Source organism: Burkholderia sp. MSh2 (genome assembly GCF_000731655.1).
In the GTDB taxonomy this organism is placed as follows: domain Bacteria; phylum Pseudomonadota; class Gammaproteobacteria; order Burkholderiales; family Burkholderiaceae; genus Burkholderia; species Burkholderia paludis.
The window spans coordinates 1-10,726 of the sequence record NZ_JPGM01000050.1; the positions used below are offsets into that span (position 1 = coordinate 1).

A 10,726-nucleotide genomic window follows, 5' to 3' on the forward strand; every position below is an offset into this window, starting at 1 on the left:
CGTGTTGCGACATTTCTACGAAACGCCGCTGAATCTGGCGTCCCCTAGGGGATTCGAACCCCTGTACTCACCGTGAAAGGGTGATGTCCTAGGCCTCTAGACGAAGGGGACAAAATCTTTTCAGATCTGTCTGACTTTCGCTATTCACTTTTCAATCAACAGCGAAGGCCGAAATTCTAACTGCTTTGAATCATTTTGTGAAGCATTTATTACTACCACTGCTGCTTCGCAAATCAATCCAGCTTGTTCTGATGGTGGAGGTAAGCGGGATCGAACCGCTGACCTCTTGCATGCCATGCAAGCGCTCTCCCAGCTGAGCTATACCCCCTTGCAGAACAGAAATGAGATTATATGGACCAACTTTGAACTTGTAAATACCCTTTTTGCGATTCGAGCGAAATTTTTTGCGAAGCTGCCGCGAGGTCACGCATCGGCAGCTTCGCTCGCCCCGCATCTCAGGCCAGCGCCACCTCGATGCGCGACACCACGGCATCGCGACCGAACAGCACGAGCACCGCATCGATCGACGGCGTATGCGTCGTACCCGCCACCAGCAGACGCACCGGCATCGCGAGTTGCGGCATCTTCAGCTTGTGCGCGCCAAGCGTCGCCTTCAGCGCGGCGGACACCGCCTCCTTCGTCCAGTCGGCCGCCTTCAGCGCGACGGCGAGATCGGCCAGCGCCGGCCGCACCGCGTCGGTCACGTGCTGCGCCAGCGCATCGGCGTCCGGCGCCGGCACACGGTAGAACATCGCGGCGCCTTCCGCGATCTCCTTGACCGTCGTCGCGCGATCCTTCATCAGCCCGACCACGGCGTCGAGTGCGGGGCCCGTCGCGAGCGCCGCGTCGTCCACGCCGAGTGCAGCGAGGAACGGCCTGGCCAGCCCGGCCAGGCGCGCGTCGTCCGCTTCCTTGATGTAATGCGCATTCAGCCAGCTCAGCTTGCTGTGGTCATACTGCGCGGGCGACTTGCCCAGATGCTCGAGGTCGAACCATTCGACGAACTGTTCGCGCGAGAAGATTTCGGCATCGCCATGCGACCAGCCCAGGCGCGCAAGATAGTTGACGACGGCTTCGGGCAGGAAACCCGCGTCGCGATACGCCATCACGCTCATCGCGCCATGCCGCTTGCTCATCTTCTCGCCCTGCTCGTTCAGCACGGTCGGCAGGTGCGCGTAGACCGGCGCCTCGCCGCCGAGCGCGTTCAGGATGTTGATCTGGCGCGGCGTGTTGTTCACGTGGTCGTCGCCACGGATCACGTGCGTGATGCCCATGTCCATGTCGTCCACCACCACGCAGAAGTTGTAGATCGGCGTGCCGTCCGGGCGCGCGATCACGAGGTCGTCGAGCTCTTCGTTCGAGATCTCGACACGCCCCTTCACGGCGTCGTCCCACACGACCGTGCCCGTCAGCGGATTGCGGAAGCGCAGCACGGGCTTGACGCCTGCCGGCGGCTCCGGCAGCACCTTGCCGGGCTCAGGGCGCCACGTGCCGTCGTAGCGCGGCTTCAGGCCGGCCTCGCGCTGGCGCTCGCGCAGCGCGTCGAGTTCCTCGGACGACATGTAGCACGGGTACGCGAGCCCCTTCTCGAGCATCTGCGCGAGCACCTCGCGATAGCGATCCATCCGCTGCATCTGGTAGATCGGGCCTTCGTCGAAATCCAGGCCGAGCCATTGCATTCCCTCGAGGATCGCGTCGACCGCCTCCTGCGACGAGCGCTCGACGTCGGTATCCTCGATGCGCAGCACGAACGTGCCCTTCATCTTGCGGGCGAACGCCCACGGATAGAGCGCGGAGCGGATGTTGCCGAGGTGGATGAAGCCGGTGGGACTCGGCGCGAAGCGGGTACGGACAGGACGGGTCATAAACGGTAACTCGGACGCCTGGGGCGCGTGAATGATTCGACGCGGGACGACGGCGGCAGCCCGGACAGCAACGGAGCCGGCGACGCCCGGAACGGGAAAGAAGCCGGAATTATACTCGCGACGGACATCGCGCCAAGGGCGCCGCTTGCTTTATGATGTGCGCGCCGCGGCCGCCAGCCGGCGCGGCGCCGGCCGCACGGGACCGCCGTGCGGCTGCTCGGAACCTATCGCCGCCGCGGGCCGTGTGACCCGCCGCCAAGTCGCCGGAGAATCATTCGATGTCGTCCCCTCGCCTGTCACGCCGCCACTTCACGATCGCGTGCGCGTCCGCCAGCCTCGCCGCCTGCACCTCGTTCGGCGACAAGTCCCGCCCCGGCAACCCGTCCGGCACCGCGCAGCCGCAAGACAAGCCCGTGAAGATCGGCATCGCGCTCGGCGGCGGCGCCGCCCGCGGCTTCTCGCACATCGGCGTGCTGAAGGCGCTCGAGGCGCGCGGCATCCCGGTCGAAATCGTCGCGGGCACGAGCGCGGGCTCGGTGGTCGGCGCACTCTACGCGTCGGGCATGAGCGCGCTGCAGATCAACAAGATCGCGCTCGACATGGATCAGGCGGCGATCAGCGACTGGGCGCTGCCGTTCCGCTCGCGCGGCCTCCTGCAAGGCGTCGCGCTGCAGAACTTCCTGAACAAGACGCTCAACAACCGGTCGATCGAGAAAATGGCGAAGCCGCTCGGCATCGTCGCGACCGATCTTCAGAGCGGTCAGCCGATCCTGTTCCAGCAGGGCAACACGGGTCTCGCGGTACGCGCGTCGTGCAGTGTGCCGTCGGTGTTCGAACCGGTGAAGATCGGCAACCGCGAATACGTCGACGGCGGCCTCGTCAGCCCGGTGCCCGCCTCGTATGCACGCAAGATGGGCGCGAACTTCGTGATCGCGGTCGACATCTCGGCACGGCCCGAGGGCGCGGCGACCGGCAACCCGATCGAGATGCTGCTGCAGACCTTCACGATCATGGGCCAGACGATCAAGACCTACGAGCTCGACAAATATGCGGACGTCGTGATCCGGCCGAACCTTGCGGCAATGGGCGGCAGCGACTTCAACCAGCGCAACGCGGCGATCCTCGCGGGCGAGGAAGCGGTCGCGCGCATCATGCCCGAACTGCAGCGCAAGCTCGCGGCGGCACGCAGCGTCGCCGCCGCATAAGAAGCACCCGATGTCCCGGGCCGGCGCGCACCGCCGGCCCGCCGCAGGAAGGCGGTACGGCATTCAGCCCGCCGCTTGCGCCGCCCAAAACAAAACACCCTGCCGCCTTTCGGTGACAGGGTGTTTCGATCCGGCCGGTTGACCGGCAAAGATCAGTTGTTGCCGTTCGCCGAATCGTCGCCGATTGTCGCGCGTACGCGCTGGCGCAGATCTTCGGGTTTCATCGGGAACTCCGATTCGATCCGGCGCGCGCCGGTGAACCGCTTTTCCCAGTAGCCGCTGTCGAGATCGTCGACGCGGATGGTGCTGCCCGTCGACGGCGAGTGCACGAACTTGTTGTCGCCGATGTAGATGCCGACGTGCGAGAACGTGCGGCGCATCGTATTGAAGAACACGAGATCGCCCGGCTTGAGGTTGCTCATGCTCACCTTCTCGCCGACGCGGCTCATTTCTTCCGCACGGCGCGGCAGCGACATGCCGAGGGTGTCCTGGAACACGTAGCGCACGAAGCCGCTGCAGTCGAGGCCCGAATCCGGCGAGTTGCCGCCCCAGCGATAACGCACGCCGATCATGTTCAGCGCGCTGACGACCACGTCGCCGGCCTTGCCGGCCATGCCGGACAGGAACGACTTCGCGCCGCCGCTCGACGGCTGTGCGCTGGTCTGCTGGAGGGAGGAACCCGACCCGCTCTGGGTCGAATTCGTGACATTCTGGTTAAAACTGCTGACTTCGTCGGCGAACGCGCCGGAAGCTGCTGCGAACAGGGCGCCGATGAACAGCCCGGCGACGGTGCGCGCGCATGCCTGGGTCAGGGATCGATGCTGCATTGGTCGATGGAATTTGCTTAAAAATCAGCTGATTGGCGGAAAATTTCGGTCGATACTAGCCAGCGCGTAATCGTTTGTCAAAACAAATTAATAAATACAATCGAGATGGTCAGACCATTGGCGGCTTATCACGCTTTCCAGACCGCTTTCAATAGTTTTTGTGTGTAAGGATGTGACGGTGTGGTAAAGATGTCGGTTACGTCCCCCGACTCGACCACGGCGCCGTCCTGCATCACCGCGACGCGGTGCGCCATCGCCCCGATCACCTCCAGGTCGTGGCTGATGAATACATAGCCGAGGTTGTATTTTCGTTGCAGGTTCGCGAGCAGTTTCAGCACCTGCTGCTGGATCGACACGTCGAGCGCGGAGGTCGGCTCGTCGAGGATCAGGATGCGCGGCTCCAGCACCAGCGCGCGCGCGATCGCGATCCGCTGACGCTGCCCGCCCGAGAATTCGTGCGGATAGCGATGCAGCACCGTACGGTCGAGGCCGACTTCGCGCAGCACCGCGAGCGACTTCGCGCGGCGCGCATCGGGCGTCAATTCCGGGCGATGCAGCTCGAGCCCCTCGCCGACGATCCGCTCGATCGTGTGACGCGGCGAAAGCGAACTGAATGGATCCTGAAAGACAACCTGCATGTTCGAGCGCAGCGCGGCCCGTTCGCGGCCGCGATAGGTCGACAGCGCGCGCCCCTGGAACTCGATCTCGCCGCCGGCCGTCTTCTGCAGCCCGAGCAGCGCCATCGCGAGCGTCGACTTCCCGGATCCGGATTCGCCGACGATACCGAGCGTTTCGCCCTGCCGCACCGACACCGACACGTCGGCAACGGCCGTCACGGGCACCGTGCCGAACCAGCCCGCGAAGCCCGGCCGCTTGCGTGCGAACTGCACGCTCACGTGGCGCGCGTCGAGCACCACGGGCGCGATCGGCATCACCGGCGCGACCGCGCGTTGCGGCCGGCTGTTCAGCAGCCGCTGCGTATACGGATGCTCGGGTTCCGCGAAGATCCGCTCGACCGGCCCGCTCTCGACGAGCCGGCCGTGCTCCATCACCGCGACGCGCTGCGCAAAGTGCCGCACCAGATTCAGGTCGTGCGTGATCAGCAGGATCGCCATCCCGCGCTTTTCCGCTTCGTCGCGCTGCAGTTCCAGCAGCAGGTCGACGATCTGCGCGCGGATCGTCACGTCGAGCGCGGTGGTCGGCTCGTCGGCCAGCAGCAGGCGCGGCCGGCACGCGAGCGCCATCGCGATCATCGCGCGCTGCCGCTGGCCGCCCGACAACTGGTGCGGATAACTGTCGACGCGCCTCTCCGGCTCCGCGATGCCCGTGCGCGCCAGCAGCGCGATCGCGCGCTTGCGCGCCTCGACGGCCGACACGCCGTCGTGCAGCACGATCGTCTCGCCGATCTGCACGCCGATCGTATAGAGCGGGTTGAGCGCCGTCATCGGCTCCTGGAAGATCATCGCGATGTCCGAGCCGCGCAGCCCGCGCATCTCGCGCTCGCTCTTGCCCGTCAGGTCCTGCCCCGCGAAGCGGATCGCGCCGCCGACTTCGGCGTCGCGCAACAGGCGCAGGATCGACAGCGCGGTCACGCTCTTGCCCGACCCCGATTCGCCGACGAGCGCGACGCGCTCGCCGCGGCCGATCGCGAGCGTCACGTCCTCCACCGCGACCGTGTCGCCGAAGCGCACGTGCAGATGTTCGAGCGACAGCAGCGGCTCGTGCTGCGTCGATACGACCGCTTCGCTCATCGCTGCCCCCCTGCCGCGCGCACCGACGCGGCGATGCGCGTATCGAGCGCGTTGCGCAGCGCGTCGCCCATGAAGGTCAGCAACAGCAGCGTCGCGACCAGCACGCCGAACGTCGACAGCGAGATCCACCAGGCGTCGAGGTTGCCCTTGCCCTGCGCGAGCAGCTCGCCGAGGCTCGGCGTTGGCGGCGGCACGCCGAGCCCGAGAAAATCGAGGCTCGTGAGCGCGAGGATCGAGCCGCTCATCCGGAACGGCAGGAACGTGATCACCGGCGTGAGGCTGTTCGGCAGCACATGGCGCCAGATGATCTGCCAGTTCGTGAGCCCCATCGCGCGCGCGGCGCGCACGTAGTCCTGCGTGCGGTTGCGCAGGAATTCCGCGCGTACGTAATCGGCGAGCCCGATCCAGCCGAACAGCGACAGCAGGACGATCAGCAGCAGGAAGCTCGGCTCGAAGATCGACGCGAAGATGATCAGCAGATACAGCTCCGGCAACGAGCTCCAGATCTCGATCAGCCGCTGCCCGACGATGTCGATGCGGCCGCCGAAGAAGCCCTGCACGGCGCCCGCGGCAATCCCGAGCAGCGTGCCGATCACGGTCAGGATCAGCCCGAATTCGACCGACACGCGGAACCCGTACACGAGCCGCGCGAGCAGGTCGCGCCCCTGCGCGTCGGTGCCGAGCCAGTTCGCGCGCGACGGCGGCGCGGGGTTCGGCACGTTCGAGAAATAGTTCAGCGTGTCGTAGTAATAACGGTTCGGCGGGTAGACGACGAAGTTGCCGGGCGCCTCGAGCCGTTGACGCACGTACGGGTCGAGATAGTCGGCCGGCGTCGGGAAGTCGCCGCCGAATGTCGTCTCCGGATACGCATGGAACAGCGGGAAATAGTACTGGCCGTCGTAGCGCACGACGAGCGGCTTGTCGTTCGACCACAGCGGCGCCGCGAGGCTTGCGGCAAAGGCCACGACGAAGATCACGAAACTCCAGTAGCCGAGACGCTGCTGCCGGAAGCGCTGCCACACCCGGCGCGCGGGCGACGGCGACACGCGTGCGCGCGCCGCGTCGATGCGGGGAGACACGACGGCACGGTTCATCGCGCACCTCGCCCGGTGGCGCCGGGCATGCAGACGGACGGTTTCATGTCAGCGCTCCAGGTTGTCGAATTGAATGCGCGGATCGACCCACACATAGCAGAGATCGGAAATCAGCTTGGTCGCGAGCCCGATCAGCGTGAACAGGTACAGCGTGCCGAGCACGACCGGATAGTCGCGGCGCACGACCGACTCGTACGACAGCAGCCCGAGACCGTCGAGCGAGAACAGCGTCTCGATCAGCAGGCTGCCCGTGAAGAACGCGCCGATGAACGCGGCGGGGAAGCCGACGATCAGCGGCAGCATCGCGTTGCGGAACACGTGCTTCCACAGCACGCTGCGCTCGGAGAGCCCTTTGGCGCGCGCGGTCAGCACGTATTGCCGACGGATCTGGTCGAGGAACGCATTCTTCGTGAGCATCGTGACGACCGCGAAGCTGCCGACGACCGACGCGGCGATCGGCAGCGCGATGTGCCACAGGTAGTCGAGCACCTTGCCGACGAGCGACAGTTGCGCGAAGTTGTCCGACGTGAGGCCGCGCAGCGGAAAGAGCTGCCAGAACGAGCCGCCGCCGAACAGCACGAGCAGCAGCACGCCGAGCACGAAGCCCGGGATCGCATAGCCCACCAGCACGACGAGGCTCGTCGCAACGTCGAACGGCGAACCGTTGCGCACGGCCTTGGCGATGCCGAGCGGCACCGATATGAGGTACGTGAGGAAGAACGTCCACAGCCCGATGCTGATCGATACGGGCAGCTTCTGCACGACCAGCGACCACACGCTCTGGTGGCGGAAGTAACTGTCGCCGAGATCGAAGCGCGCGAAGCGCTTGAGCATCAGCCAGTAGCGTTCCAGCGGCGGTTTGTCGAAACCGTACAGCGCCTTGAGCTGCGCGAGTTGCTGCGCGTCGACGCCGGTGTGCGCACGCATCCCGAACGGCACCGCGCCCTGCTCCGTCGCGCCCTTGCGCAATTCCTGCACGGCCTGTTCGACCGGGCCGCCCGGCACGAACTGGATCACCGCGAACGTGAGGGTCAGCACGCCGACGAGCGTCGGGATCATCAGCAGCAGGCGTTTGAGGATGTAGCTCCACATAGGGCGTCGACTCGCGATCGGTAGGCGGGGTTGGACGAAGGGCCGGCGCGGCTCAGTGATCGGGCTTCGCCCACCACGTCGACACGACCCAGCCCTCGGCCGAATAGTACAGCGGCAGCGTCTGCGGATACGCGAGCGTGCGCTTGTACGCGATCCGGTGCGTCGTGCTGTACCACTGCGGGACCGCGTAGTAGCCGTGCATCAGCACGCGGTCGAGCGCGTGCGTCGCGTCGAGCAGGTCTTCGCGCGTCTGCGCGGCGCCGAGCGCCTCCAGCAGCGCGTCCACGGCCGGCGACTTCAGCCCGATGACGTTGTCGGAGCCCGGCTCGTCGGCGAACTTGCTGGCGTAACGCGAATATTGCTCGGCGCCCGGCACCTGCACGCCCGGCAGCCGGATCGTCGTCATGTCGTAGTCGAATGCGTCGAGGCGCTTTTGCAGCAGTGCGAAATCGGCCGTGCGAAAGCTTACGTCGATGCCGAGCTTCGCGAGGTTGCGCCGATAGGCCGTCACGACGCCTTCCATCGCCCCGCCCGCATCGTCGAGGATCTCGAACGTGAACGGCTCGCCTTTCGCGTTGCGCAGCGCGCCGTCGCGATAGGTCCAGCCGGCCTGCGCGAGCAGTGCGCGCGCCTTCAGCAGGTTTGCGCGCAGCGAACCCGGCGGGTTCGTGTCCGGCTGCGTGACCATCGGGCCGAACACCGCCGGGTCGAGCTGCGCGCGCAGCGGCTCCAGCAGCTTCAGCTCGCCCGCGCCCGGCGCGCCGGTCGCCTGCAGGTCGGTGTCGGCGAAATAGCTGTCGAGCCGCGTGTACGCACTGTAGAACAGCTGCCGGTTCAGCCATTCGAAGTCGAACGCGAGATCGAGCGCCTGGCGCACGCGCACGTCGCGGAACAGCGGCCGGCGCAGGTTCATGAAGAAGCCCTGCATGCCCGCGCCGTTATGCTGGCGGAATTCGCGCTTGACCAGCTCGCCGCTGTCGAACCGCTTGCCGACGTCGCGCCGCGTCCAGTTGCGCGCGATGTACTCGACGAGCACGTCGTATTCGCCGGCCTTGAATGCCTCGAGCCGCGCGACCCCGTCACCGTACAGCTTGTAGACGATCCGCTCGAAGTTGTTGGTGCCGATCCGCACCGGCAGGTCGGCGCCCCAGTACGCGGGGTTGCGCCGATAGGTGATCGTGCGGCCGTTGTCGTAGCGCTCGATCACGTACGGGCCGCTGCCGATCGGCTGCTCGAATGCGAGCTGGTCGAACGGGATGCGCGAGCCGTCCGCGCGCAATCCCCACTTGCGCGAAAACACCGGCACGCCGCCCGCGATCAGCGGCAACTCGCGATTCGCGCTGCGGAATTCGAAGCGCACGGTGGCCGGATCGACGACCACGGCCTTCGTGATCTCCGCGAAATACGCGCCGAACTGCGGCGCGGCAAGCTTGCTCTTCAGCGTATCGAACGAGAACCTGACGTCGTCGGCCGTGACCGGATCGCCGTTGGAAAAGCGCGCGCGCGGATTCAGGTGGAACGTGACCGACCGGCGATCCGGTGCGACCGCGATGTCGTCCGCGAGCAGCCCGTACGCGGACGCCGGTTCGTCCGAGCTGCCCGTTGCAAGGCTCTCGAACAGCATGTCGATGCCCGGCGCCGGATTGCCGCGCATCGTGAACGGGTTGAACTTGTCGAACGACGTCAGCCGGTTCGGGTTCGCGAGCACGAGCGTGCCGCCCTTCGGCGCGTCGGGATTGACGTAGTCGAAATGCTTGAAGCCCGGCGGATACTTCGGCTCGCCGTACTGCGCGATCGCGTAGGCTGCGTGTGCGGCCGTCGCGGCCAGCAAGGCCTGCGCCACGCACACCGCGGCGATCCGGCCGGCGGCCCGTACGGCGCGCCACGCGCCGAAACGGGCGCGCGTGGCGGCGGCCCGGGGCGAACCCTTCGTCATAGAGGCCCTGTCGGTCGAATGAGGGTAGTAACGAAGGACGATTCTACCCATTCAACCCGGCGAGCCAAAAGAAAACCGCCACGCGGGCGGTTTCATCGTGTGCGGACGGCGCACGCATCACGCGCGCGCAACCCCTCGATCAGTGCCAGCCGTTGTGGCGGCCGTTATCCCAGTGACCATGCCCGCGATCCCAGCCGGGACGGCCGCCATGACGGCGATACCACTCGTCGCGGCCCCAGTAGCGCCGGCCGTCCCAGTAGCGGTCGCCGTGCCAGCCGATCACGATCGCCGGGGCCGGCGCGTAAACCGGCGCCGGCTGGTAGATGACCGGCGGCGGCGGCGGCGCATATACGGGCGCGGGTGCGACGTAAACCGGAGCCGGTACGCCGACATTGATCCCGACACTGACACCCGCCATTGCTGCGCCCGACACGAGCAAGGCCGCCATACCGGTCAAGAGCGAGGCAACACGCAAGGTCTTCATGGATTCCTCTTTGGGGTTGTTTGATGTGTGATTCGACTATAACGGCAAGCGCCGCCGCCGCATATTTCCAGTTTGTAAGAACTGATGCGCGGCATCGCAACCCGACGTACCCGCTAACGTCTTGTAACAATCGGCGGGCCGGCGCGAAGGCGTCATCGCCCGGCAGCCCACGGCCCGGGCCGTTCCGCGGCCGCGCCGAATCATACCGTCCGCGCGCGCCGGCGCCGCGCCGCGGACGAAAAAAAAGCGGCACTCGCGTGCCGCTTTCCCGGATGGCGCCTTGCGCCGCGATGCCGCTCAGCGCGACATCATGTTCATGCTGACGTTGTGCATCACCCACAGCGTGCCGATGATCAGGATCGCCGCCGTGAGCACCGTATAGCTGAACGCCATCACGTTCCAGCGCTGGCCCGACGAGCTGTTCATGTGCAGGAAGTACACGAGATGCACGATGATCTGCACGAACGCGAGC

9 protein-coding genes and 2 tRNA genes are annotated in these 10,726 nt (G+C 66.2%); 1 reads left to right on the forward strand and 10 read right to left on the reverse strand.

The features are described 5' to 3' along the window. Window positions 1-35: 35 nt before the first annotated feature. The 3 genes from GQ57_RS27775 to gltX form a co-directional block, all read right to left on the reverse strand. Window positions 36-111 (reverse strand) — tRNA-Glu (locus GQ57_RS27775). Window positions 112-252: 141 nt separating this feature from the next. Beyond that, window positions 253-328 (reverse strand) — tRNA-Ala (locus GQ57_RS27780). 127 nt (window positions 329-455) lie between these two features. Continuing rightward, a complete protein-coding gene (gltX, locus tag GQ57_RS27785) occupies window positions 456-1,865 on the reverse strand; it encodes a glutamate--tRNA ligase (protein WP_034199572.1) in 1,410 nt (469 codons plus the stop codon). Between the two features lie 278 nt (window positions 1,866-2,143). Between gltX and GQ57_RS27790 the strand changes: the two genes are divergently transcribed. Next, on the forward strand, window positions 2,144-3,070 hold the full coding sequence (locus GQ57_RS27790) for a patatin-like phospholipase family protein (RefSeq protein WP_034199573.1): 927 nt from the start codon (window positions 2,144-2,146) through the stop codon (window positions 3,068-3,070). A gap of 152 nt (window positions 3,071-3,222) precedes the next feature. Here the strand turns inward: GQ57_RS27790 and GQ57_RS27795 are convergent, their stop codons facing one another. The 7 genes from GQ57_RS27795 to GQ57_RS27825 form a co-directional block, all read right to left on the reverse strand. Beyond that, the gene (locus tag GQ57_RS27795) at window positions 3,223-3,897 is read right to left on the reverse strand and encodes a C40 family peptidase (protein WP_034199574.1); all 675 of its coding nucleotides are present in this window, start codon (window positions 3,895-3,897) and stop codon (window positions 3,223-3,225) included. A gap of 128 nt (window positions 3,898-4,025) precedes the next feature. Then, on the reverse strand, window positions 4,026-5,648 hold the full coding sequence (locus tag GQ57_RS27800; RefSeq protein WP_031399407.1) for an ABC transporter ATP-binding protein: 1,623 nt from the start codon (window positions 5,646-5,648) through the stop codon (window positions 4,026-4,028). Beyond that, window positions 5,645-6,742, reverse strand: a complete 1,098-nt coding sequence (locus GQ57_RS27805; RefSeq protein ID WP_031399408.1) for an ABC transporter permease — start codon at window positions 6,740-6,742, stop codon at window positions 5,645-5,647. The genes GQ57_RS27800 and GQ57_RS27805 overlap by 4 nt, the downstream gene beginning before the upstream one ends. 48 nt (window positions 6,743-6,790) lie before the next feature. Continuing rightward, window positions 6,791-7,834 carry a microcin C ABC transporter permease YejB gene (locus tag GQ57_RS27810; protein WP_031399409.1) on the reverse strand — a complete coding sequence of 348 codons (1,044 nt, stop codon included), beginning with the start codon at window positions 7,832-7,834 and terminating at the stop codon, window positions 6,791-6,793. A gap of 52 nt (window positions 7,835-7,886) precedes the next feature. Then, entirely contained in the window at window positions 7,887-9,770 is a 1,884-nt protein-coding gene (locus tag GQ57_RS27815; RefSeq protein WP_034199575.1) for an extracellular solute-binding protein, read from the reverse strand. A 139-nt stretch (window positions 9,771-9,909) separates the two neighbouring features. After that, a complete protein-coding gene (locus GQ57_RS27820; RefSeq protein WP_031399411.1) occupies window positions 9,910-10,254 on the reverse strand; it encodes a hypothetical protein in 345 nt (114 codons plus the stop codon). Between the two features lie 297 nt (window positions 10,255-10,551). Then, the coding region (locus GQ57_RS27825) for a cytochrome o ubiquinol oxidase subunit IV (RefSeq protein WP_034199576.1) at window positions 10,552-10,726 on the reverse strand (175 nt) is incomplete at its 5' end.